This is a genomic window from Reyranella sp. (genome assembly GCF_965249915.1).
Taxonomy (GTDB): domain Bacteria; phylum Pseudomonadota; class Alphaproteobacteria; order Reyranellales; family Reyranellaceae; genus Reyranella.
This window is the reverse complement of record NZ_OZ252257.1, coordinates 2,313,114-2,336,536: the sequence shown is the minus strand read 5'-3', so window position 1 is coordinate 2,336,536 and position 23,423 is coordinate 2,313,114. Positions and strand designations below refer to the sequence as shown.

Sequence of the window (23,423 nt, the reverse complement as noted above, 5' to 3'; positions counted from 1 at the left end):
GATTGCTGTCCGCCGCCGAGATGCCACAGTGGTACATGGAACCAGCATGACCGAATCGACCGTCCCACCGCGCGGCTTTCGCCGCTTCGTCCACGCCCGCACGCGGCTGCTGATCGCGCTGGCTGCGGGCCTCGCGTTGTTCCTGCTTCTGCCGCAGGACATGAGAATTGAGACGAGGGGGCTGCTGGGCTGGGATCTCATGGCCCTGTCCTACATCGTCATGACGCTCAGCATGATCGCCAGGTCCACGGTGGAAACCTGCTACGCGCGGGCGGCCTACTATGACGAAGGTGACTGGGTAATCCTTCTGGTGGTGATCGTGAGCGCCAGCGCGAGCTTCGCCACGATCTTCTCGGAACTCGCGGTGCTCAAGACGCCGCACGGCACGCTGTGGCATGCGCTCGTGCTCACCGGTGTAACCGTGGCCCTTTCCTGGACGTTCACGCATCTCGTGTTCACCCTGCACTACGCCAATATTTACTACCGTCCCGACAACGATGGCCCGGGGGGGCTTGAGTTTCCGGGCGATCGCCCACCCGATTATGGCGACTTTCTCTACTATTCGTTCGTGATCGGCTGCGCGGCGCAGACCGGCGATGTCGGCACGGTATCGCCTGCGATGCGGCGTATCACGCTGGTCCACGGCATCGTTTCCTTCGTATTCAATACGGCGATCCTCGCCCTCACCATCAACGTCGGAGCGAGCCTTGTGTCATGAGCACGAAACGATCTGATATCGGCACCGGGAGGGACCTGCTGGCCTTGGCCCTGCTGGTGGGCATCTGCCTCGCCATTGGCGGGCTCGGTGGCGCCGTGACGGCCTCCAGCGTGACGGAGTGGTATCCCACGCTCACCAAGCCGTCGTTCAATCCACCGAACTGGATCTTCGGTCCGGTCTGGACGACGCTCTACGTGATGATGGGCATTGCGGCCTGGCGAGTCTGGCGCGCGGCCGATCGGGACACCGCCCGGGGCCCGCTGGCCCTGTTCGCGCTCCAGCTCGCGGTCAACCTGGGCTGGAGCATCGCCTTCTTCGGGCTTCGCGACCCCGGGCTCGCCGTTGTGGTGATCCTCGTGCTCGACCTGCTGGTGGTCGCGACGGCGCTCATGTTCCGGCGAATCGACGGTCTCGCGGCGTTGCTCCTGGTGCCCTACCTGGCCTGGATCGCCTTCGCGACGGTGCTGAACGTGGCAGTCTGGCGCCTGAACTAGTGCTCGGGCGGATGATCGGCGGGCTTGTCGTGCTTGCTGATGTCGCCCCCGTCGTCGGACTTCAGCTCCATGAACACGAGCGATGAGGCGATCGTCATGACGCCCAGGATCAGGAAGGCCCGCTGGACGCCGTAGATCATCGCGCCGGCATGGGAGTGCATCTCCGCCGGCACGAACATCGCGGCGATCAGGGACGCGCCGGCGACGCCGAAGCTGATGGAGAGCTGCTGGCCGGTGGCGGCAATCGTGCTGGCGCCGCTGGTCTGCGGTCCGGAAACGTCGGCATAAACCAGCGTGTTCATGCTGGTGTATTGCATCGAGGTGAACAGGCCGAGGACGAAGGCCTGCAGGACGATGCGCCAGATCGGGGTTTCGGCGCTCACGGTCGCGAAGGACATGATGAGCATGCCGACGACGATCGTGTTGAAGACCAGCACGTTGCGATAGCCGAAGCGTGCCAGGATCGCCGGCATGAAGCTCTTGAGCCCGATCGAGGCAATGGCCTGCGGCAGCACAAGCAGGCCCGACTGGATCGGTGAGAAGCCGAGTCCGATCTGGTAAAGCAGCGGGAACAGGAAGGGGATGCCGCCGAGGCCCAGTCGGGTGAAGAAGCCGCCGTTCACGGCCGCGCGGAAGGTGCGGATCCTGAACAGGCCGAGATTGAGCAGCGGGAATTCCGTCAGCATCGCGCGGATACCGTAGCCCGCCAGCATCGTGGCCGAGACGGCCAGAAGGACGACGATCTCCCTGCCAGAGAGCGTGTTGTCGCCGAACACCTCGAGCACATAGGAGAGAAGGGCGATGCCCCCGCCGAACAGGACCAGCCCCAGCACGTCGAGCGAATGGGTCTTCTGCTCGCGATAGTCGGGCAGGTAGCGGCCGACGAAGTAGAGGCCGACCAGTCCCACCGGGATGTTGACGAAGAAGACGACGCTCCAGTGAAGCCAGTGGACGATTGCGCCACCCGCCACGGGACCGATCATGGGGCCGATCAGGCTGGGAATGGCGACGAAACTCATGGCCCTGACCAGATCGGCCTTGCCGTAGGTACGGGCGAGGGTCATGCGTCCGACCGGCATCATCATGGCGCCGCCCACACCCTGGAGCACGCGGCAGGCCACCAGCATCTCGATGCTCGTCGCCAGGCCGCAGAGCAGCGATCCGATGCAGAAGACCGCAATCGCCGCCACGAAGACGCGCCGCGTTCCGAACCGGTCGGCCATCCAGCCGCTCACCGGAATGAAGACCGCGAGGCTCAGCGTATAACTCGCCAGTACCGATTTCACATTGAGCGGCGTCACATCCATCGCGTGGGCGATGGCTGGCACGGCGGTGTTCAGGATCGTCGTGTCGAGCGACTGCATGAAGAACGCCACGGCGACCAGCCAAGGCAGCAGCCGCTTGATGTTGACGTCGGGCGAGGGGGATGCGGGCGTGCTCATGCTCAATTCGTCCGCAGTCTGGCCCCGGACCGGCTGAGGACGCAATGCACCGATTCGTATAGGGTTCGGCAGGAGGCGTATATGTACCGGATCATCGTTTCAGGAATCGTTCTGCTGTGGGCGACGGGCGTCGGCGCGCAGCCTCAAACGGCGAACCCCGCATCGGTGAACTGCACGCAGCAGGGCGGTACGCTGACGATCGAGCGCCGGCCCGACGGCGGCGAGTTCGGGGTTTGCGTCTTCACCGACAACTACCAGTGCGAGGAATGGGCGCTGCTCAGGGGCGAGTGCCCGAAGACAGGCCTGCGGGTGACCGGCTTCGCCACACCCGCGGGACGGTACTGTGCCATTACGGGTGGGCGCTATTCGGTCACGTCTCCTCCCAGCATGATGCCGGAACGCGGAACCTGTGCTCTTGTGAACGGCAGGGTCTGTGAGGCCGAGGCCTACTACGGCGGCACCTGTCCCGGGCGGTAGAGCGGCCGGCAGGCGCAACGCGGGCGCTGCAGCGACAGTTGGGGTTCGTGATGCGCATTCAGGTCATTCACTGCCATCCGCTCGAAGACAGCTTCAACCACGCGCTTTTCGAGGCGATCGTCGAGACGCTGAAGCAGAACGGCCATGACGTCATCGCAACCGACCTTTATCGCGAGGGCTTTCAACCGGCGATGACGGAAGCGGAGCGCCGGACTTACATGGGGAACGGGTATGACGACTCAGCCGTCGCCCGGTATGTCGAGACCCTGACCAGCGTCGAAGGCGTGGTCTTCTGCTTTCCGCACTGGTGGTACTCGATGCCCGCCATGCTGAAGGGCTATGTCGATCGTGTCTGGGGACCTGGCACCGCCTTCGTCTACGATCCCAAGGACAACCACCTCGAACCGAATCTCCGAAACGTCAGGTTGCTGGGCGTCGTCACGACTTTCGGTTCGCCCTGGTGGATGGTCCGGCTGTTTGCCGGAGATCCGGGGCGAAAGGTGTTCATGCGTGGGCTGAAACAAATGTGCGCCAGGCGCGTGGCGACGTTCTGGCTGGCTCACTACGACATGGATCATTCGACCCAGGAATCGCGCAGGTCCTATCTCGACAAAGTAAAGGCGCGGCTCACGCGAATCCGGTGAGGCCGCGCCCTTTCACGCCTGTCGCGAAGGCTAGCGGGTCGGGGTCGAGTAGGTGGTGGTGGTGGTCGTCGGGGTATAGGGGTCGGACGAGACAGTCGTTGTGCGCTGGGTCGTCGTCTGGGCCGGAACCTCGACGACGCGTTCGCTGCGGACCGAGCATCCCGCGACGACCGCGCCGACCAGCGTAACGAGAACGATTGACTTGATCATGGGGCGCTCCTTTTCCTGCAATTGATGCAGCGCAACGGGAGCGTCGCCAGCGGGTTGCGTCCGCCCGAAATGGATCGCTGTGCGGTGGTGCTGCGTTGCAGATGGGCCACACTCGCCGCTAGGGTGTGGCATGGCTTCCGATCCCAGTCCCGATTACGACGCAATCATCGTCGGCGCCGGCATGTCCGGCCTTTTCCAGCTTTACCGCCTTCGCGAGCTCGGCCTGAAAGTCCGAGTATTCGAGTCTGGAACGGGGGTGGGCGGTACCTGGTACTGGAACCGGTATCCCGGCGCGCGCTTCGATTCGGAGAGCTACTCCTACGGCTATTCCTTCTCGAAGGAATTGCTGGAGGAGTGGGACTGGACCGAGCATTTTTCGCCCCAGCCCGAGACGCTGCGCTACCTGAACCATGTCGCCGACAAGTTCGACCTGCGGCGCGACATCCAGTTCCGCAGCAAGGTGATGGCGGCCCACTGGCACGAGGGAACGCGGAACTGGCAGGTCACGCTCGAGGATGGCAGCCGCCATACCGCCCGTTTCCTGATCACGGCCATTGGTCCCCTGTCGGCCTTCACGATGCCGCGCATCGAGGGCATCGACAGCTTCGCGGGCCAGAGCTGCCACACCGCGCGCTGGCCGCATGAGCCGGTGAGCTTCGAGGGCAAGCGCGTGGCCGTGATCGGCACCGGCGCGACCGGCGTTCAGACCATCCAGGAAGTCGCCAAGACGGCGAAGTCCCTCACCGTGTTCCAGCGCACACCGAACTGGTGTGCGCCACTCCACAACAGCAAGATCGACGCCGCCGAGATGGCGCGCATCCGGGCCGACTATCCGGAGATCTTCCGGCGGTGCCAGGAGACCTTCGCTTGCTTCCTGCACACCGCCGATCCGCGCGGTACCTTTGAGGTGACGCCCGAGGAGCGCGAGGCCTTCTTCGAGAAGCTCTACGGCGAGCCCGGATTCGGCATCTGGGTGGGCAACTTCAACGACATCCTGACGAACAAGGAGGCCAATGCGCTGATCTCCGACTTCGTCGCCCGCAAGATCAGGAGCCGGGTGAAGGACCCCAAGGTCGCCGAGAAGCTCATTCCCAGGAACCACGGATTCGGCACTCGCCGCGTGCCGCTCGAGACCCGTTACTATGAGGTCTACAACCAGCCCAACGTCGAACTGGTCGATCTCACCGAGACGCTGATCGAACGCGTGATTCCTGCCGGCATTCGCACCAGCGCGCGCGACTACGAGTTCGACATGATCATCTATGCCACCGGCTTCGACGCGCTGACCGGTGCCTTCGACCGCATCGACATCCGCGGAGTCGGCGGCCGGAAGCTCAAGGACAAGTGGGCGGAGGGAGCGGAGACCTTCGTCGGTATGTCGGTCGAGGGCTTTCCCAACATGCTGATGCTGCTGGGGCCGCACACGGCGCTGGGCAATATTCCGCGCAGCATCGAATACAACGTCGAATGGGTGACCGACCTGCTGCGCTTCATGCGCGACCGCGGCCTGACCCGCATCGACGCCCGGACCGAAGGGGTGAAGGCCTGGATGAAAACGGTGCACGAGGCGTCGGTCGGCCTGTTGTCGAACGACGTCAATTCGTGGTTCACCGGCGTCAACACCAACGTCGAGGGCAAGCAGACGAGGCGCATCTCCCGCTACAGCGGCAGCGCCCCGGCCTATCGCGCCCGCTGCGACGAGGTGGCCGCACAGGGCTACCGCGAGATGGATCTGGGATAGTCAGCGCCCGAACCAGCCGGCGACGGTGCCTCTCACCCTCGGAGAGGTGAAGGGCAGTGCCAGCCAGGCCAAAAGCAGGAACTCCATGTGCATGTCCGGACGGAAGAACGGGATCATGCCAAGGCCGATGAGCGCCATGACGAGATGACGGTGGATTCGGCGCGCCGGCATCCAGGGCGCAAGCGCCCGATTCACGCGTTCAAGTTGTTCCTTGTCCATGGCCGCACGAGACTCAAACGTTCCTCGAAGCGATCGGAAATGTGACGAGCCGATCGCCTGATGGCAAGGCCGCACCACGGTGCAGATGCGTCGGCTTGCCCCTCCTTCACTGGGACACTGAGTTCACGGTTCGAAAACATACATAAGTAGTGTAAAAGGTAGCGAATACGGGCTGAATGGAACGTGAGCTAAAGAAGGATTGAGATCGTGAACGCTGTTCGCACACTCGCATTGGCGTTGACGCTTGCCCTTGGGCTGGGCGTTGCGGCACAGGCTCAGACAGCAGCCCCGCCGCCCGCTGGCCTCTCGCAGGAGCAATTCAATTCGCTGGTCGATGCGATCAGCAATTCCGTTTCGGAAAAGCTGAAGGCTGAAGGCGCGCATACGCCGGCTCCCGCCGCGGCGCCCGCAGCGACCCCAGCCAAGTCGAAGGCGCCGCCGCCGCCCAAGATCGTTCGCGTCGAACCCACGACGGGGCCCGATCCGTTTGCCGCCTTCATCGAGGGTGCGGGCAAGGTGGTCAACGCGCTGCCCACGCTGGGCGCGGAACTCGCGCGCATCACAAGCCTTCTCGACCAGCAGACGGCCGGCGGGCGAGGGGCATCGACCTTCCTGCTGCTTCTCTGCGCGGTGGGCGTAGCCGCCGTTGCGGCCGAGGCCATCCTGCGGCTCCTGCTTCACCGGTTCAGGGCACGGCTGGCGGCAAACGCCGGGCCCGAATACGGCGTGCGGTCGATCGCTCACCTGCTGGGTCTCGCCCTACTGGACGGGTTGGGCGTGCTGGCCGTCTGGCTGATCTGCAATGCGGCAACCGGCGCCTGGTTCACCGGGACCACGGGACAGGACAGGCTTGCCGCCGCCGTGCTGGCAGGCATCTTCTCCTGGAGGCTTTACCTACTGCTGTTCCGCGTCATCCTGCAGCCCGAGCTGCCGACCGCGCGCCTGTGCGCGGCCGACGATCACGAGGCGAAGACCATGTACCTGCGGATCTCCGTGGTGATGCTGGTCATCGTGCTGATGCGCATCCTGGGCCAGATCCTGGTCGCCATGCGCACCCCGGCAGAGGCCATCGCCGCTTTCCAGGTCATCGGTGGTTTCCTCTATCTGGCGACGTTCCTGTGGCTCGCATACCGGTCCCGAGTCGCCGCGCGGCAGTGGTTCGGCGGCCTGGGAGAGCTTGCGCCGGTGATCGGCGGGCTGGGCCGCAGGTGGATTCCCATCGCTCCGCTGTTCTTCATCGCCCTCGGTGTGACGCTCATTTACGGCGCCGTGTCCGGGTCGCTGCATGTCGGCTCGGCGATGGTCCTGACGCTGAACCTGGTCGTCGGCGTTCTGATCTTCGAAACGCTGATGCAGGCCTTCGTCCGTCGTCTCGATTCCCAGCTGGCCGGCAGCACGCCGGCCAGTACCACGCCCAAGCTGCCGGACGTCGTGGCGCGCTGCATCCGCGTGGCGGTACTGATCGCTGTGTTTGTGATGATCGCCGAGAGCTGGGTCGTGCAGGTGCTGCACCTCGTGAACGACAGCGAGTGGGAGCAGCTCACCAAGTCCTCCCGCACCGCCGGGGTCACACTGTTCGTGGCCTTCGTCGCCTGGGAACTCTTCAAGTACATGACGGAACCCTACATGGGCACGAGGACCAAGGATCCCGCGCAGGCCATCGCGGACGGCGATGCGGCGGCGGGCCCGGCCTCGCGGCTCAGCACAATGATGCCGCTGATACGGCGCACGGCGGCCGTGCTGATCATCCTGATCGCCGTGATGGTCGCGCTGCAGGATTTCGGCATCAACATCACGCCGCTGATCGCCGGCGCGTCGGTGTTCGGCATCGCCATCTCCTTCGGCAGCCAGACGCTGGTGAAGGACATCGTGTCGGGCCTGTTCTACCTCTCGGACGATGCCTTCCGGGTGGGCGAATACATCGATTGCGGCAAGGCCAAGGGCACGGTCGAGGGCTTCACCCTGCGGTCGATCAAGCTGCGTCACCAGAACGGCCAGGTGCACACGATCCCGTTCGGTCAGCTCGGCCAGATCACGAACTTCAGTCGTGACTGGATCACCACGAAGTTCAATCTGCGCTTTGCCCGCGACACCGACATCGAGAAGCTGCGCAAGGCCTCGAAGAAGATCGGCGCCGAGATGATGGAAATGCCGGCCATCGCCGACCAGGTCCTGGCGCCGTTCAAGATGCAGGGTGTTGCCGACATCGTCGACAACGCCATCGTGGTGCGGTTCAAATTCACGGCCAAGCCGGGCAATCCGGCGGCCATCCAGCGCGAGGCCATGAAGCGCATGTTCAGCACCTTCCCGGCGCTCGGTTTCGAGTTCGCGACCGGGGGGGCCGCCGTCGTCGTCCATACTGGCCCGGCGTCCAACGATCCGGGAGCGGAGGGGCTGCCCCCGGTGGCGGCGAATCTGCCGGCTGCGGCCGCAGGCTGACCGGGCGATAAATCCGGCACCGGTCCTGATAATCGCGAGCCGTCGCCCCATATGAGAAGGGGCGGCTGCGCAGCGTCCGCGAAGTCGTGCGCCAAGGGGTATGATGTCCACGCGCACGACGCTCACGTCCGTCACGTTCAACCGTCCGTTCAGGCTCTCGGCCGTGGATGAGCTGCAGCCGGCTGGCACCTATCGCCTCGTGACCGAGGAGGAGCCGATCGAGGGGCTGAGCTTCGGGGCCTATCTGCGCACGGCGACCATGCTCCACCTTCCGGCGGCGCCGGCTCCCGGCCAGACCCGTCAGGTCGTCCCCGTCGACCCCGACGAACTCGCGGCGTTGCTGGCGGCCGACAAGGATGAGGTTGCCTTGGGAGTGTAACTGCACAGCGGTTGCAATGGGCCGTCTGATCGGGCAAATGCCCGCTCCCGACATTCTGAAGAGGGCTCCTATGGCGACTGAAGCAGCGCGTTCCGAATCCGTGCGTGACCCCCGCAGCCTGCGGCCGATTCCCCGGTTCATCTTCGCGTCGAGATGGCTTCAGCTCCCGCTCTATCTCGGCCTGATCGTGGCGCAGGTCGTCTACGTCTTCCTGTTCCTGAAGGAGCTCCTGCACCTCGTCGTCGAGAGTCCCAGCGTGTCCGAACTGCAGGCCATGCTGATCGTGCTGGGCCTGATCGATGTGGTCATGATCTCCAACCTGCTGATCATGGTGATCGTGGGCGGTTACGAGACTTTCGTGTCGCGCATGGAATTGAACCGCCATCCCGACCAGCCGGAATGGCTGAGCCACGTCAATGCGAGCGTCCTCAAGATCAAGCTGGCGATGGCGATCATCGGCATCTCGTCGATCCACCTGCTCAGGACCTTCATCGAGGCCGGCAGCCTCGGAAAGCCCAACGCCACCTACACCGAGGCCGCCATCATGTGGCAGGCGATCATCCACGCCCTATTCATCCTGTCGGCCGTGGGCATTGCCATCGTCGACCGCATCTCCCAGCCACCTGCCCGCCATCACTGACGGCCGGCGGTGGTGAGCCGGATATCCTCCCGCCGACTGGGCGGCGGCGGGAGGAGCTCCCCGACTACTGCGCCGCGCCGCCCGCCCAGGGCGACATGATCTCGTTCATGCCGGTGAGTTCTCCCGTCTTGGGATCGCGAACGATGCAGGACGGATTGGCGAAGCCCAGCGGCGAGACCGGATTGTCGACTTCGACCATCGGCAGCTTGGCGGCGATCGCCTTCTTCACCTCGTCCGGCAGGTCGCGGTTCACCCGGATCGGGCCGACGCCCGAAATGTCGACCCGCGGCTGATGAAAGGCCGCCTCGACGTCCATCCCGCGGTCGATCATCATCAGGGAGAGCTGGGAAACGGCCGGTACAATGCGCCGGCCGCCCGATGCGCCGATGCAGAACCACGGCTGGCCGTCCTTGACCACGACGACCGGGCAGATGTTGCAAAGCGGCTTCTTGCCCGGAGCGATCGAGTTGGGGCGGTTGGGCTCGGGATCGAACCACAGCATGCCGTTGTTCATGGTGATGCCGGTCTTGGGCAGCATCACGCAGGAGCCGAACAGGCTCATCAGCGTCTGGGTCAACGCCACCATGTTGCCTTCGGAATCGGCGGCACAGAAATGCGTGGTGCAGGTATCGGTCGGCTTGTCGCCGAGCGTCTTCAGCCGCTCGTCGTAGGCCTTGTGCATGCCCTCGGCGATGGCGGCGAAGAACTCGGCGCCGGGTGCGCCCTTACCCCTGGTCGCGGCGCCCGCGAGTTCGATGGCGCGGCGCAGCGTCGGACCGGCCGTGAGGCCGCCCGCGACGTTGATGGTGACGCCATTGTGCTCGAAGGCGAGGGGATCGACGATCTTCGCCTCGTAGCTCGCGAGATCGTCATAGGAAATGGCCGAGCCGCCGGCCTGCAGATCGGCGGCGATGTCGCGCGCCAGGCTGCCTTCGTAGTATTCACGCGGGCCGCCCTCCGCGAGGCGCCGCATCGTCTCGCCGAGATTGCCGAGCTTGATGTAGCGGCGGGTACCGGCCCAGTCGCTGGCCGGCACGCGGCCGTCGTCGCACAGGTAATTGGCCTTGGAGGCGGGGAACTTCTCGAGATGCTTGGCGCCGTTGGCGATCATCACCTGCATGTACCAGTCGAGTTCCATGCCGCGCTGGGCGATCTCGACGCCGGGCTGCAGGACGTCCTTCCAGGCAACCGTGCCGAAGCGCTCCAGCGCCTTGGCCAGACCCGCGACCATGCCGGGCACGGCGATCGAGTGGTAGCCGACTTCATTCCGCTGCTCGAGGATGTCGGGCCAGGCGAACGGATTGGCGGGACCCGGGCCCACGATCTTGTAGACGGACGGATCGAGCTTCTTCGCCGAGACGGGACCGTAGTCGACCGTCCACGCCCGCTGCTCCTTGGCGCTCCAGATCGTCATGAAGCCGACGCCGCCGATGCCGCTCATCCAGGGCTCGAGGGCGCCGATGGCCATGCCGGTGGCGACCGCTGCATCGATGGCGTTACCGCCCTTGCGCAAGATCGAAGCGCCGACCTCGGCAGCCTTGGCGTTCTGGGCGACGACGACGCCCTTGCCGCGAACCGCATGCTTTGTGAATTTCAGTTGCCGTGTCAGCGACTCGCTCATCAATGCTCCTCAAATGAAGGAAGGACTGTAGCGGGGCCCCTTTTCGCCACAAAGCCCGTTAAATTGCAGGGCGGACAAGCAGAAAGATCGTGGGCGTGGCTGAACTGAACCAGATTGATCTGCAGGCGCTCACCAGAGGCGACAAGCGTACGTGGGATGCGTTCGTCCTTGCCGCCGCCCCGCTGATCAATGCCGTCGTGCGCCGGACCCTGAACTCTCACCGGGTGGGGGAGGACGACGTCATGGACGCCGCCCAGGATGTCTTCGTGCGATTGTGCGCACAGGATTTCAGGCTGTTGAAAACCTACGATCCAAGCCGGGCCGGCCTGCCGACCTGGCTGTCGGTAGTCTCCCGGTCGTGCGCCATCGATCACCTGCGGCGGCGCCGGCAGGCCACCGAGCCGATCGACGAGGTGCCGGAGGCTTTTCTCGGCGTCGAGGATCGCCATGTCGAGAAGCTGAAGATACCCGAGGGCCTGCTGACCGCCCGGCAAGTCCTGATCCTGAAGTACCTCTATGACGAGGAGCGGGACGTCGTGGAGGTCGCACAATTACTGTCCGTCGATGCCCAGACCATTCGCAGCACCCACCACAAGGCCCTTCAGAGGCTGCGTGCGCATTTCCGGGAGGAAGATCCCGGCAATGGGGGATGAAGGGCGATGTTTGGGCGTAGTATGAGCAGGAGCGAACGATGAGTACCCAGCAAACCCCGATGAGCGACAAGGAGCTGTGGCGGAGCCTCGCCAGCCAGCCGGCCGTCGTGCCTGCGGCGGTGAGCGAGATGGACATCGCCGCCTGGCTGGAAGGGCGCCTTTCCGAAGCGGCGGCTGCCCCGATCGAGATGGCTGTCGCGGCTGAACCGGCGCTGCGTCGCGCCGCGCTCGACCTTGCCGATATCCTGGGCAAGCCGCTGCCGGCCGCCCCGGAGCGGATGGTCGTGCGGGCGCGCGCACTGGTCGATTTCGAGGCGGAGCGGAGCGCGTCGGGCGGCGGCCTCTTCGGGAGATGGTTCTCGGGGCAGGGGCTCTTTCCCGGCCCGCGTCATGCGCTCCAGCAGGGCGTGATGGCCGCGGCTGCGCTGGTCATCGCGACCGGCGGCTTCATGGTCGGCGGTGGCCTGGGCGAATCGCTCGCGCAGCAGCGCGATGGCTCTTCCGCGACCGACTCGGCTTACGCGAAGACGATGGCCTCGAACGAGGTCAGCGAGTTCTTCGCGGGCGACGGCATCTGACATGAATTCGCGTCTGATTCAGGCCCTGCTGGCGCTTTCGCTGCTGCTGAACACCTTCGTCCTGGTGGGCTTCGTCTACCGGAGCTGGATCGCACCGCCTCTCGAGATGCACCCGCCGCTACCGCCGCGCGGCGGACCTGGGCAGCCCGGACAGCCCGGTGGTCCCCGCTTCAATCCGGTCGAAACAGTCGTGCGCGACCTCGGTCTCGACGGCGAACAGCGCCAGAGGATGAAGGATCTTTTCGATCGCTACGCCAGCGAGCGCCGCGAGCGGCTGCAGGAGATCCAGCGCGTCCGCGAGCAGACCGGCGTCGAATTGGGACGTACTCCCGTGAACATGTCCAGGATCGATGGTCTCATCGATCAGGTCAGCCATTTGCGCGCCGAGCAGCAGAAGGAAACGCTGCGCACGCTGTTGGAGCTTCAGCCGTCCCTGCGGCCCGAGCAACGCGAACGCCTGCAGGCCCTTCTGGTCGATCGGGTCGTTCCGCCACCGCTGCCCCCCCGTCCACCGGCGGAAGGCCCGCCGAGACCGCCGCAATAGGAGGGCTGTGATGAGTGCACGCCTGGGCCGTCGCAGCTTCGTGGGAGGCGGCGTCGCACTGTCGGCCGGACTTGCGTCGGGCCTATGGTCTGCCGGTCGGGCGCGCGCAGCTTCGGCCATGGGGTTCGACGAGGCGCGGCACCTCCTGTGCCGCACCTCGTTTGGAGTCACGCCGGCAGAGATCCATGCGCTCGAAGCGCTCGATTACACGGCCGCGGTCGATCGGCTGCTCGCCAGTGCCCGCCGCGAGGCGGTGACGCCCGCCCCCGAGTGGATCGGCATGGGCCCGGCGGAACTCCAGCGCCGTCAGCGCGCGGCCGAGGCTGAGCGAAAACAGCGCGTCGACGGCAAGAAACCGGAAGAAGTGGTGTTGCCGGTTCGAGAGCAGGGCCGCCAGCTGAAGAACTGGTGGGTCGAGGAGATGATCGTGACCGATCAGCCCCTCGTCGAGCGCATGACCCTTTTCTGGCACGGCCACTTCACTTCCTCGCTGGCGAAGGTGCGCTATCCATCGGCCCTGTTCCGCCAGAACGCACTGTTTCGGCGGGAAGCGCTCGGCAACTATGCGACCCTGCTCAAGGCCGTGGCACGCGATCCGGCGATGCTGATCTATCTCGACGGCAGGGGATCGGTGGCGCGCCAGCCGAACGAAAATTTCGCCCGCGAGCTGCTCGAGCTGTTCACCCTGGGCGAGGGGCACTACGGCGAAGCCGACATCAAGGCGGCGGCGCACGCCTTCACCGGCTGGAGCGTCGACCGTGAGTCGGGGCGGTTCGTCGAGCATCCCGGCCAGCACGACGACGGACAGAAGATGTTTCTCGGCAAGACCGGAAGGTTCGGCGGCGACGATATCCTGACGATCCTGCTCGCCCATCCGCGCACCGCCGAAATGATCGTCGACAAGCTGTGGCGCGAGTTCGTCTCCCTGAAGCCGGATCCCGCCGAGGTCGCCCGACTCGCGGTGGCGTTCCGCCAGAGTGGCTACGAGATCCGGCCGCTGATGCGGGCGATCTTCCTCTCGGCCGCCTTCCGCGATCCCGTCAATCGAGGCGCGCTCATCAAGTCTCCGGTCGATCTGATCGTCGGCACGGTCCACGTGCTCGGTCTGCCGGTGCCGGAGAAGACCGGTCTCGTGCGCATGCTGCAGGGGCTGGGACAGGTTCCGTTCGATCCGCCGAACGTCAAGGGCTGGGCCGGCGGCGAGAATTGGATCTCGACCTATACGCTGCTGCTGCGCCAGCAATTTCTGCGGCGCATGATCGAGGCGACGACGGTGGCGTTGATGGATGGCGGCATGAGGGTGGCCGACCGTCCCAATCGCCGGGCCGACCGCCGCGAACAGCTTCCGGCCAACGACGCGACGATGCGGGTGATGGAACCGACCCGTCCGGTCGAAGGTCGCAGCCTGCGCAATGCCGGCAACGAGGTGCGGCTCGGGGCCACCCTTGCCGGCGCGGACGGGGCTCTGCTGCTGCGTACGCTGCTGCCGCGCCAACCCGTCGATGGTGTCGATGCCGGCGGGACGGCGGGCGCGATCGCGTCGGCGGCGCTGCTCGACACGGCCTACCAGCTGAAGTGAGGAGGGGCGATGGGCCGTGTTCTCCTGCTGGTCGAACTGAAGGGCGGCAATGACGGGCTGAACACGCTCGTGCCCTATGCCGATCCGAAATACCGCGATCTACGAGCGGGCATCGGTGTGCCTCGCGAGAGGGTCGTGCAGCTCGACGAAAGGGTCGGCTTGCATGAAAAGCTCACGCCCCTGATCGAGTCGTGGAAGGCGGGCGACCTCGCGATCCTGCAGGGCGTCGGCTATCCCTATCCCAACCGTTCGCACTTTCGCTCGATCGAGATCTGGGACACTGCCTCGGCCTCGTCGCAGACGCTGAGCGAAGGCTGGGTCGCCCAGGCCTTCAACGGCGCGCGACTGGCCAGGGGCGTCGGCGTCGACTGCATCGTGGCCGACACCAATGCGCTCCCCGGCACGGGCCCGTCCTTGCGTACCATCGTGATGCAGGACGCCGAGAACTTCCTGCGCCAGGCCAACGCCATCGGGGCCGCATCTGCGAAGGCCGATGGCGGCAACCCCGCGCTCCATCACCTGCTGGCGGTACGGCAGGAGATCAATGCCGCGGCGGCCGGCCTGCGCGACCGGTTGCGCGACGCGCCGGCGCCAGCCCAAGCCTATGGGCAGGAGTATCAGCTGGGCCACCAGCTCGACCTCGCGACGAGGATCCTCGCCGCCAGGGTGCCGGTGGTGGCCATCAAGGTCGCGCTGGGTGGCTTCGATACGCATGCCAACCAGGTCCCGACACACGAACGCCTGTTGGCCTTCCTTGCCGCTAACCTCGCGGTCCTGCGCAGGAACCTGATTGCGGCCGACATCTGGAAGGACGTGGTCGTGATGACCTATTCGGAGTTCGGCCGTCGTGCCCGGCAGAACGCCAGCGGCGGCACCGATCATGGCACGGCGGCGCCGCAGTTCGTCATGGGCGGTGCCGTGAAGGGAGGCCTGCACGGTGTCTATCCCTCGCTGTCCGATCTCCAGGATGGCGATCTCAGGCACACGGTCGACTTCCGCAACGTCTTCGCCACGCTGGCCCAGGGGTGCTGGGGCCAGCCATGCGATTTCGGACTCCGCCAGCCGCAGAGGCTGGGCTTCCTCGGCTAGTGCAGCGTCGCGGTTCTCCGCCCCAGGAGTTCGTCACGCACCGAGCCGCGGTCGGCCTCGATCCGGATGTACCAGATCAGCAGGGCGGCGATGATCTTGATGACGACCGGAACGGCGATATAGACGACGATCAATGCCGTCCCGCTGTACAGTCCCTCGGACGGATTGAACCCCAGAAGCGCTGCCACCGGCAGCGAGCCGGCCGCGCCGATGGCCGTCGCAAGCTTGGTCGAGAGCGCCCACAGCCCGAAATAGGCGCCGGTGTCGCCCTTGGTATCCTTGCCCTCGTCGGAGTTGATAATGTCGGCCAGGACCGACGGCGGCAGGCCGTAGTCGGCTCCGATGCCCAGTCCGGTGATGATGGCGATGGGCATGAACCAGACGAAGTCGCCGGCCCCGAGGAAGACGCCGAACGACATTGCCACCGCCGTCAGGACCATGGCGATGAACCAGGCGGCCGTCTTGCTGAAGCGGCGTGACAACAGCATCCAGAGCGGCACGCTGGCGGCTGCGGCGCCGAAATAGACCAGCAGGATGATGCCCGCCTGCAGCTTGTTCCCCTTCAGCACATGCTCGACGTAGAAGAGCATCACGGAGACCGCGACGCCCAGCGCCGCGCCATTGACGATGAAGACCAGCAGCAGGCGGCGGAAGAGCCTGTTCTTCAGCGGCGCGAAGAACGGGATCAATGTCTTGATGGTAGAGCTTCGCTCCATGTTTCGGGTCGGTCGGGCCAGCGACGGCATCAGGCCGATCAACCAGTCGCGGAAATATCGGACATGGATCTCCGGATTCTCACGCACGACCGGCGGATGGACCGAAGGGGGTGACCAGAGCAGGGTCGGCAGGGAGAACAGCACGGCGATGGGGATGAAGATCAGCCCCATGTAGACGTAGCCCGCGTGCTCGCCCATCTGGGCGGTGAAGTAGGTGGGGAGCACGACCGCGAGGGTCATGCCGATCAGGCCGAAGACCTCGCGGCCGACCGTGACCCTGGTTCGCTCATTGTAGTCGTCGGTCAACTCCGCCCCGTGCGCGTGATAGCTGATCGACACGCCGGCATAGCCGAGATGGACCACGAGGAGCGCGACGAACAGCCAGGTCGCCAGCCACACGGGCTGAGTGAACAGGGACTGCGGCGGATGGAACAGCATGTAGAAGCCACCGACCAGCAGCGGCAGCATCAGGCCGACGAAGGTGAGGCGCCCGCGCGGGCCGCGATGGGTGAACTTGTCGCTGATCAGGCCGATCACCGGATCCTGGATGGCGTCGATCACGCGCGTCGTGATGAAGATCAGGCCCATGATGCCAAGCGGCACCTTGAGCACCTCGCCATAGAAATGGCTGACGTTCAGAACTACCGGCAGGGCCGCCATGTTGAGCGGGAGCTGATTGGTCGAGTATGCGACGAGGCGGTCGAAACGCAGCCTTATGGACGTCGTCGAGCCGAGGCCGGACTTGGGCACATGCACGCTGATTTTGCCTTCCTGTTCGGCTCACCTTTGACCGGCGGCCTTTTGATTGCCGACAGTTATATATGCCTGAAGTGTGCCTGCAAAACGTCCGTGCGGCGCGTGGAGAAGCCTGCGGCACAATAGGCAAGGTAATACCGCCACATGCGGCGGAAACGCTCGTCGAAGCCCATGCGGCCGACCTGGTCGGCCACCCCGTCGAAGCGGCCCAGCCAGGTTTCCAGGGTTCGCGCATAGTCCAGTCCGAAACTGTAGAGTTCGGCGACCTTGAGGCCGGCCTGTCGGCACTGCTCGCGCAGGCTGGCGGGTGACAGGAGCATGCCGCCCGGGAAGACGTAGGTCTGGATGAAATCCGGGTGCTTGCGGTAGCGTTCGAAGAAATCGTCGGCGATGACGATCGCCTGCACGATCGCCGAGCCGCCCGGCACCACGTGCCGCTTGAGCGTGGCAAAGTAGTCCGGCCAGAAGCGTTCGCCCACGGCCTCGATCATCTCGATCGACACGATATGGTCGTAGCGGCCCTGGATATCGCGATAGTCGCGGAATTGCAGGTCGACCCTGTCGGCAAGCCCGGCCCGCTCCAGGCGCGCGCGCGCATAGTCGAGCTGCTCCTTCGAGATTGTTATGCCCGTGACCCGCATGCCGCGCCGGGCGGCGACTTCGGCAAAGCCGCCCCAACCGCATCCGATCTCCAGGATGCTGTCGCCCTGGCGAGCGCCGAGCTGGGTCAGGATACGTTCGTACTTGGCGATCTGGGCGGCCTCGAGCGGCTTCTCCGCTTCGCCCTCGTACAGGGCGGAGGAGTAGGTCATCGAGGGGTCGAGCCACAGGCCGTAGAACTCGTTGCCCAGATCGTAATGGGCGTGGATGTTCTTCTTCGATCCCTCGCGCGTGTTCTCATGTCGCCGGTGCAGGAACTTGAGCACCAGCCCATGAAGGAAATTCGTCCGTGTGATCTTGCCCAGCGCCTGCTCATTGGCGAGCAGGAGGGTGATCAGGGCCGGGAGGTCAGGCGACTCGCAGAAGCCCTCCATGTAGGCTTCGGCGAATCCCATGTCGCCGTCGAGCAGGACCCGGCGAAAGAAGCGCCAGTCCCGAACGTCGATCTCGGCATGGGGCGATGCGTCGGGCCTTCCGAAGACGCGCGCCTTGCCGTCGGGCAGTCGCACGGTCAGGCGACCGATGGACAGACGTTCCAGGGATTTGAGGATAAACCGGGCGGCGAGGGGCATGCGGTCCCAAGTGCAAGTCAGCGGGTCACGAGCTCCGACGGCGGTGCGGGCTTAGTGTAAAATCTCGCCCGCTTCCGCCACAGATGCAAGGCCTGCCAGTGGATCCGAACCACGACGCCCAGCGTCATGGTCGGGTTGGCGAGGAAGCGCCGCAGGATGCCGCGGTCGTCCAACGCTTCGCGCCGCCCGCCCACCGACGTGGCGAGCATCAGGCCCTGATCGTCATGGTAGTTCACGTCGACATGCGCGCGCTCGTCGTCCAAGCGAAAGCGGAAGCGATAGCCTCCCTCGATCGGCAGGAACGGGGAGACGTGGAATACCTTGCGGCCATCGAGCCACTGGTGGGGCTCGATGGGCGTCCGGTCGTCGTGATGGACCAGATAACAATGGCTCTCGCCGAAGGTGTTATTGACCTCGCACAGCACGGCCCTGAGGGCGCCCGTCCGGTCGCGGCAGAACCAGAAGCTCACGGGATTGAACACGTAGCCCAGCATGCGGGGCATGGTCATCAGCACGACCTCGCCGTCGCAGATATCCGCCACGCCCTGCTGGCGCAGGATGTCCGTCAACCAGAGCCTGAGGTCCGACCCATCCCGCGCGCCATGATCGGCGCGGCGGAAGGAGACGGCGCCGCGGCGGTCGAGCTTCAGCCAGCGGCCGGCCGCACTCTCCAGCGTGTCGAGGCCGAGGCAGAGATAGCCCACCTTGTAGCGGAACGCGTTCTCGCGCGGCCGGAGCCTCCGATGGACGACGGTGGCGTCGACGATCGAGTGAGCGGAGGTGTGGCTCACTGTGTCTCGGCCGCAGTGCGGGCCGCCACGGGAATTGGCAGCGGCGGGATCGCGGGCCGGTCGGCCACGACGCGCGGCGGGTCGCCGATCCGGCGATGTTCGTCGGGACGCGGCCACGGGCGGTGCACGCCGAGCTGTTCGGCGACATCGAGGCCGGCCGCCAGGGCGTCCTCGTGGAAACCATAGCCGCAGTAGCTGCCGCAGAAATAGGTGTCGCGTACGCCCTGGATGCCATGCAGGTCGCGTTGCGCCCGGATGGCCTTCGCGTCGTACATGGGATGCTCGAACGAGAAGCGGGCGTGCGCCGCGGCCGGTGTGGGCGTGCGGCCGGGATTCACAGAGACGAAGAGTGGCGAACTGTCGGGCAGATTCTGCAGGCGGTTCATCCAGTAGGTCACGCTGACGGTGGTGTCGCGGCTGCGACTGTCGGCAACATAATTCCAGCTTGCCCACGCAGTGCGGCGCTTCGGCATCAGACTCTCGTCGCCATGCAGCCAGACCTCGTTGGTCGAGTAGGCGAAGCGACCCAGCAGATCGCGCTCGCGCTCGTCGGCATCGGTGAGAAGCGAGAGTGCCTGGTCGGCGTGGCAGGCGAGCACGACCCGGTCGAAGCGATCCCAGTGGCCACCTGCGTCACGTACATCGACGCCTTCAGCGGTGCGCCGGACCGCGCTGGCCGGCGTCGCCAGCCGTGCACGGGCGCGCAGCGGCGCCGCGATCCGCTCGACGTAGGAGCGGCTGCCGCCGCTCACGGTACGCCACTGCAGCTGCGGCCCGATCGTCAGGAGGCCATGATTGTTGAAGAAGCGTGCGAACGTCTGTGCGGGATAGTCGAGCATGCGTCCGGGCGGCGTCGACCAGATGCAGGCCGCCATCGGCACGAGATAGCGGTCGCGAAAAGCAGAGCTGAAGCCGGCCTGGTCGATGAAATCGCCAATGGTGAAATCGAGGTCTTCCGCTTTGTCGAGAAGCTGCGGCGCCATGCGGTTGAAGCGCAGGATGTCGTGCGTCATGCGCAGGAACGAAGGGCGGGCGAGATTGCTGCGCTGGGCGAAGTAGCCGGCGAAGGAGCTGGCATACTCGAAGCCGCCATCGTCCAGGCTGACGGCGAACGACATGTCCGACGGTTCGGTCCGCACGCCGAGATGGTCGAACAGAGCGACGAGATTGGGGTAGTTGCGGTCGTTGAAGACGATGAAGCCGACATCCACGGGACGGCGCCCCTGCTTCGTCGGTGCTTCGACCGTGCAGGAGTGGCCGCCGAAACGGTCCTCGCGCTCGTAGACGACCACGTCGTGGCGGCGGCTGAGAAGCCAGGCGGCTCCGAGACCGGACACGCCGGCGCCGATGACGGCGATTTTCATTTTTCGCAAGCTCCCCTGGGTACTTCTACGCTGATTTCTTGAGGATTTGGAAGGCGGCCAGCGCCCGATCCCGGGCGGCGCCATGCTCGACGATCCGCGCCGGATAGACCTCGGCCGGCACGGCCGCCGTCCATGGGCGGTGGATCGCATCGTTGGGCAGGTGCGCGAGCTCGGGCACCCAGCGCCGCACATAGTCTCCCTCGGGATCGAACTTCTCGCCCTGAAGGACCGGGTTGAACACACGGAAGTAGGGAGCCGCATCGGCACCGCAGCCGGCGACCCATTGCCAGCCGGTGGCATTGTTCGCGAGGTCGGCATCGACCAGCGTGTCCCAGAACCAGCGCTCGCCCTGGCGCCAGTCGATCATCAGGTCCTTGGTCAGGAAGGATGCCACGATCATGCGGACGCGGTTGTGCATCCAGCCGGTCGTCCACAGTTCGCGCATCCCGGCATCGACGATGGGATAGCCAGTCCGTCCGCGTTGCCAGAGGCCGAGCGTGGCTTCCGGATCGGCCCACGGGAAGGCGTCGAATTCGCGCCGGAAGTTTCGCTCAGCCAGATCGCCGTTGTGGAAGATCAGGTGGTAGGCGAACTCGCGCCAGCCGACTTCCGACAGGAATTTCTCCGTGGCAGCCGAGGCGCCGCAGGTCATCGCGGCGTGCCAGATCTGGCGCGGTGAAATCTCGCCGAAGGCGAGATGGGGAGACAGGCGGGACGTGCCCTCGACCGCCGGGCGGTCGCGCGCTTCGCGATAGTCCGCGAGCGCCTGGTCGAGGAAATTCGTGAGACGCTTCTGGGCGCCGTTCTCGCCCGGCGTCCAGGCGGCGCGGATTCCGCCGACCCAATCGGGCGCGGTGGGCAGCAGGCGCCATGAAGCGAGCGGTTCGCCGGCCGGCCAGGCCTTGGGCGCCGGGAGGCTCTTCGGGGAGGGCAGCGAGGCCGCGGGTGCCGGCTGCGCGCGGCAGGCGCGCCAGAAGGGCGTGAAAACCTTGAAGTTGGCGCCGCTCTGCGTCGTGACCTCCCATGGCTCGCAGAGCAGGTTGGCCTTGAAGCTTTCGGCTGTGATGCCCCGGTCGGATAGCGATTTTTTCAGGCGCGCATCGCGGTCGCGCGAGGCCTGGTCGTAAACGCGATTCCAGAACACCGCTTCGGCCCCGCATTCGGCTGCGAGTTCGGCGATGACCTTCTCGGCCGGGCCCCGGCACAGGACCAGGCGCGATCCGAGCCCGCGCAGGGACGCGTCGAGGGCGTGGAGGCTGTAGTGGAGCCACCAGCGCGAAGCGCCACCGAGCCGCCGCAGCCCCTTGGTTTCCTCGTCCAGCACGAACACCGGTATGACCGCGCGCCCGGCCCCCAGCGCCTTGATGAGCGCGGGATTATCCGAGAGGCGAAGGTCGCTGCGGAACCAGACGATCGAAACCGACATGTGCAGCATACGCACATGGCGAACGAACGGATGATGGGATGCGTCTAGGTCAGGAGCGGGGGCAGTTGGGCGCCGGCCGCATTTCCAGGCTTTGCAGGTCCGCGGTGACGGTCAGCATGCCAGTATCGACGGTGAGCCGATCGAGCACGCCATTCTCGAAGACCTGCGCCGTCACCGAAAACAGCGGCCGCTGGGCCTGGTCGCGACCGCGTGTGAAGGTCATGGAAACTGGCCAGGACTTGCCCTTCGGCGTGGCGACGGGCTTGTCCGTCAGCCGCGATGCCCGGAGTCGGCCGTCGTCCAGCTGGGTCACGTCGATCAGGAACCCGTCTCCCATCACTTCGGGGTCGAACATCAAGGCGGGAAACGAGGCGGCATTGGCACGGAGCCGCTCGGTGAGGTGGTCGATCGCCGCGACCGGCATCAAGGTGGCGAAGGGCAGGAGGACCAGGGACGGCTGAGATCCTGCTGTCGCGATCTCGGCCCGCAACTCGCCCTTTGCGCGCTCGACGCGACCCTTGGTTTCGCGCGTGTTGCCATTCTGAATTTGCGTGGTCCGGTATCGGAAATTGTTGCCGCTGCGCGGCTCCTCGGCATCGAGCTTCGACGACAGGCTCATTTTCCACGAGGCGGTCAGCGCGATCTCGGTGGCGATGTCGCGCTTGAGGTGCCAGCCCGCACAATCCTGCGAAAGATCATGCACTGCGGTGCCGATGCGAGGCGCATTGGCGGCGGCTCCCAGTCGCAGCACATACTCGGCGCGATGCGGCTGCATCTGCGCGAAGGCCAACTGCGGTCCACACACGACAGCAGCGACGACGAAACACACAAGGCGATGCATCGCGGCACCTTGCGCATGCGCCCGCATCAGGTCAATCGTGCTTCACATGAAATTACGAGAGATCGTGGCAGCATTCTGGCAGCGCTCCACCCCGCCACGCCTATCCGGACTCTCGCTGGCGCTTCCTCGATGACGGGGCTGGAGTTCATCTGCGCGGGCGAGCGCCTGGAGGCGCTGCCGATGGGCGCCCTGCACTGGCCGGCCGAGCGATTGCTCGCCGTCGCCGACCTGCATCTGGAGAAGGGCTCGTCCTACGCCGTCAATGCCCGCAAGCTGCTGCCGCGCTACGACACGAAGCAGACGCTCGCCCTGCTTTCGACGCTGATCGAAGCCGTGCAGCCCCGAACAATCGTCTGCCTGGGCGACTCCTTCCATGACCGTGCGGCCGTCGACCGCCTTCCTGACGCCGAGCGCAGCGAAATCGAGCGGCTGACCGCCGCAACACGCTTCGTGTGGATTGCCGGCAACCACGACCCGGCGCCGCCCCCCGCGGGCTGGGGAGAGATCGCCGAAGAGATAAATGCGGGACCGCTGATTTTCCGGCACGAGGCGCTGTTCGGTCCCGCCGATGGCGAGGTGTCCGGGCACTACCATCCCGTGGCGGCCCTCACCGTGCGCGGCCGTGGCCTGCGTCGGCGTTGCTTCCTGACCGACGGGAGGCGCCTCATCCTGCCGGCGTTCGGTGCCTATGCCGGCGGTCTCAACGCGCTCGACCCCGCCATCGCGCAACTCTTTCCCGACGACTACGATGCGCTGGTGGTTGGCCGGGAGGCGGTGCGCCGCCTGTCGTGGCGGCAGCTCCGACCCGACCCGTCCTTCAGATAGGCGTC

General features: G+C 65.6%; 24 protein-coding genes. 14 read left to right on the top strand and 10 right to left on the bottom strand.

The window, feature by feature from the left end; all coding sequences use genetic code 11:
• Positions 1-46 precede the first annotated feature (46 nt).
• Together ACP15H_RS11605 and ACP15H_RS11600 are read left to right on the top strand one after the other, a co-directional pair.
• Positions 47-718 (top strand): DUF1345 domain-containing protein, encoded by a 672-nt coding sequence (locus ACP15H_RS11605; protein ID WP_425066337.1) that lies wholly within the window; start codon positions 47-49, stop codon positions 716-718.
• Entirely contained in the window at positions 715-1,212 is a 498-nt protein-coding gene (locus ACP15H_RS11600; protein WP_425066336.1) for a TspO/MBR family protein, read from the top strand. The genes ACP15H_RS11605 and ACP15H_RS11600 overlap by 4 nt, the downstream gene beginning before the upstream one ends.
• Here the strand turns inward: ACP15H_RS11600 and ACP15H_RS11595 are convergent.
• Complete coding sequence (locus tag ACP15H_RS11595) at positions 1,209-2,654, bottom strand: DHA2 family efflux MFS transporter permease subunit (protein ID WP_425066335.1); 1,446 nt, start codon at positions 2,652-2,654, stop codon at positions 1,209-1,211. The genes ACP15H_RS11600 and ACP15H_RS11595 overlap by 4 nt on opposite strands.
• An 81-nt stretch (positions 2,655-2,735) precedes the next feature.
• Between ACP15H_RS11595 and ACP15H_RS11590 the strand changes: the two genes are divergently transcribed.
• Positions 2,736-3,131, top strand: coding sequence for a DUF333 domain-containing protein (locus ACP15H_RS11590; RefSeq protein ID WP_425066334.1), 396 nt, complete (start codon positions 2,736-2,738; stop codon positions 3,129-3,131).
• Between the two features lie 50 nt (positions 3,132-3,181).
• Positions 3,182-3,775: an NAD(P)H-dependent oxidoreductase gene (locus ACP15H_RS11585; RefSeq protein ID WP_425069890.1), complete on the top strand. Its 594-nt coding sequence runs from the start codon at positions 3,182-3,184 to the stop codon at positions 3,773-3,775.
• Positions 3,776-3,805: 30 nt separating this feature from the next.
• Here the strand turns inward: ACP15H_RS11585 and ACP15H_RS11580 are convergent, their stop codons facing one another.
• Positions 3,806-3,985 (bottom strand): hypothetical protein, encoded by a 180-nt coding sequence (locus ACP15H_RS11580; RefSeq protein ID WP_425066333.1) that lies wholly within the window; start codon positions 3,983-3,985, stop codon positions 3,806-3,808.
• Between the two features lie 130 nt (positions 3,986-4,115).
• On the opposite strand from ACP15H_RS11580, the gene ACP15H_RS11575 reads away from it, so the two are divergent.
• Entirely contained in the window at positions 4,116-5,726 is a 1,611-nt protein-coding gene (locus tag ACP15H_RS11575; protein WP_425066332.1) for a flavin-containing monooxygenase, read from the top strand.
• Here the strand turns inward: ACP15H_RS11575 and ACP15H_RS11570 are convergent, their stop codons facing one another.
• Positions 5,727-5,945 (bottom strand): hypothetical protein, encoded by a 219-nt coding sequence (locus tag ACP15H_RS11570; RefSeq protein WP_425066331.1) that lies wholly within the window; start codon positions 5,943-5,945, stop codon positions 5,727-5,729. It lies immediately after the preceding gene.
• A 207-nt stretch (positions 5,946-6,152) separates the two neighbouring features.
• Here ACP15H_RS11570 and ACP15H_RS11565 point away from each other — a divergent pair, with 207 nt between their 5' ends.
• From ACP15H_RS11565 to ACP15H_RS11555, 3 genes are all read left to right on the top strand, one after another.
• Complete coding sequence (locus ACP15H_RS11565; RefSeq protein WP_425066330.1) at positions 6,153-8,384, top strand: mechanosensitive ion channel family protein; 2,232 nt, start codon at positions 6,153-6,155, stop codon at positions 8,382-8,384.
• A gap of 103 nt (positions 8,385-8,487) precedes the next feature.
• Complete coding sequence (locus ACP15H_RS11560) at positions 8,488-8,763, top strand: hypothetical protein (protein ID WP_425066329.1); 276 nt, start codon at positions 8,488-8,490, stop codon at positions 8,761-8,763.
• A gap of 70 nt (positions 8,764-8,833) precedes the next feature.
• The gene (locus ACP15H_RS11555) at positions 8,834-9,403 is read left to right on the top strand and encodes a TIGR00645 family protein (protein ID WP_425066328.1); all 570 of its coding nucleotides are present in this window, start codon (positions 8,834-8,836) and stop codon (positions 9,401-9,403) included.
• 64 nt (positions 9,404-9,467) lie between these two features.
• Here the strand turns inward: ACP15H_RS11555 and ACP15H_RS11550 are convergent, their stop codons facing one another.
• Positions 9,468-11,024 (bottom strand): gamma-glutamyltransferase family protein, encoded by a 1,557-nt coding sequence (locus ACP15H_RS11550; RefSeq protein ID WP_425066327.1) that lies wholly within the window; start codon positions 11,022-11,024, stop codon positions 9,468-9,470.
• 95 nt (positions 11,025-11,119) lie between these two features.
• On the opposite strand from ACP15H_RS11550, the gene ACP15H_RS11545 reads away from it, so the two are divergent.
• Genes ACP15H_RS11545 through ACP15H_RS11525 form a run of 5 tightly spaced genes read left to right on the top strand, consistent with a single transcriptional unit; the run spans position 11,120 to position 15,467 of the window.
• Positions 11,120-11,677 carry an RNA polymerase sigma factor gene (locus ACP15H_RS11545; protein WP_425066326.1) on the top strand — a complete coding sequence of 186 codons (558 nt, stop codon included), beginning with the start codon at positions 11,120-11,122 and terminating at the stop codon, positions 11,675-11,677.
• Between the two features lie 38 nt (positions 11,678-11,715).
• A complete protein-coding gene (locus tag ACP15H_RS11540; RefSeq protein WP_425066325.1) occupies positions 11,716-12,255 on the top strand; it encodes a hypothetical protein in 540 nt (179 codons plus the stop codon).
• Position 12,256: 1 nt separating this feature from the next.
• Positions 12,257-12,799, top strand: a complete 543-nt coding sequence (locus ACP15H_RS11535; protein WP_425066324.1) for a Spy/CpxP family protein refolding chaperone — start codon at positions 12,257-12,259, stop codon at positions 12,797-12,799.
• Positions 12,800-12,809: 10 nt separating this feature from the next.
• Positions 12,810-14,378, top strand: a complete 1,569-nt coding sequence (locus ACP15H_RS11530; RefSeq protein ID WP_425066323.1) for a DUF1800 domain-containing protein — start codon at positions 12,810-12,812, stop codon at positions 14,376-14,378.
• A gap of 9 nt (positions 14,379-14,387) precedes the next feature.
• Entirely contained in the window at positions 14,388-15,467 is a 1,080-nt protein-coding gene (locus ACP15H_RS11525; protein ID WP_425066322.1) for a DUF1501 domain-containing protein, read from the top strand.
• Here ACP15H_RS11525 and ACP15H_RS11520 read toward each other — a convergent pair.
• From ACP15H_RS11520 to ACP15H_RS11495, 6 genes are all read right to left on the bottom strand, one after another.
• Positions 15,464-16,933 (bottom strand): MFS transporter, encoded by a 1,470-nt coding sequence (locus tag ACP15H_RS11520; RefSeq protein ID WP_425066321.1) that lies wholly within the window; start codon positions 16,931-16,933, stop codon positions 15,464-15,466. The genes ACP15H_RS11525 and ACP15H_RS11520 overlap by 4 nt on opposite strands.
• Before the next feature lie 65 nt (positions 16,934-16,998).
• Positions 16,999-18,171 (bottom strand): class I SAM-dependent methyltransferase, encoded by a 1,173-nt coding sequence (locus ACP15H_RS11515; protein WP_425066320.1) that lies wholly within the window; start codon positions 18,169-18,171, stop codon positions 16,999-17,001.
• Positions 18,172-18,188: 17 nt separating this feature from the next.
• Positions 18,189-18,962 carry a DUF1365 domain-containing protein gene (locus ACP15H_RS11510; protein WP_425066319.1) on the bottom strand — a complete coding sequence of 258 codons (774 nt, stop codon included), beginning with the start codon at positions 18,960-18,962 and terminating at the stop codon, positions 18,189-18,191.
• Positions 18,959-20,326 carry an NAD(P)/FAD-dependent oxidoreductase gene (locus ACP15H_RS11505; RefSeq protein ID WP_425066318.1) on the bottom strand — a complete coding sequence of 456 codons (1,368 nt, stop codon included), beginning with the start codon at positions 20,324-20,326 and terminating at the stop codon, positions 18,959-18,961. Before ACP15H_RS11505 ends, ACP15H_RS11510 begins: the two co-directional genes overlap by 4 nt.
• A gap of 25 nt (positions 20,327-20,351) precedes the next feature.
• A complete protein-coding gene (locus ACP15H_RS11500; protein ID WP_425066317.1) occupies positions 20,352-21,752 on the bottom strand; it encodes a cryptochrome/photolyase family protein in 1,401 nt (466 codons plus the stop codon).
• Positions 21,753-21,801: 49 nt separating this feature from the next.
• Complete coding sequence (locus tag ACP15H_RS11495) at positions 21,802-22,527, bottom strand: EipB family protein (RefSeq protein WP_425066316.1); 726 nt, start codon at positions 22,525-22,527, stop codon at positions 21,802-21,804.
• On the opposite strand from ACP15H_RS11495, the gene pdeM reads away from it, so the two are divergent.
• Positions 22,516-23,418, top strand: coding sequence for a ligase-associated DNA damage response endonuclease PdeM (pdeM, locus tag ACP15H_RS11490; RefSeq protein ID WP_425066315.1), 903 nt, complete (start codon positions 22,516-22,518; stop codon positions 23,416-23,418). The genes ACP15H_RS11495 and pdeM overlap by 12 nt on opposite strands.
• The last annotated feature ends 5 nt before the right edge of the window (positions 23,419-23,423 follow it).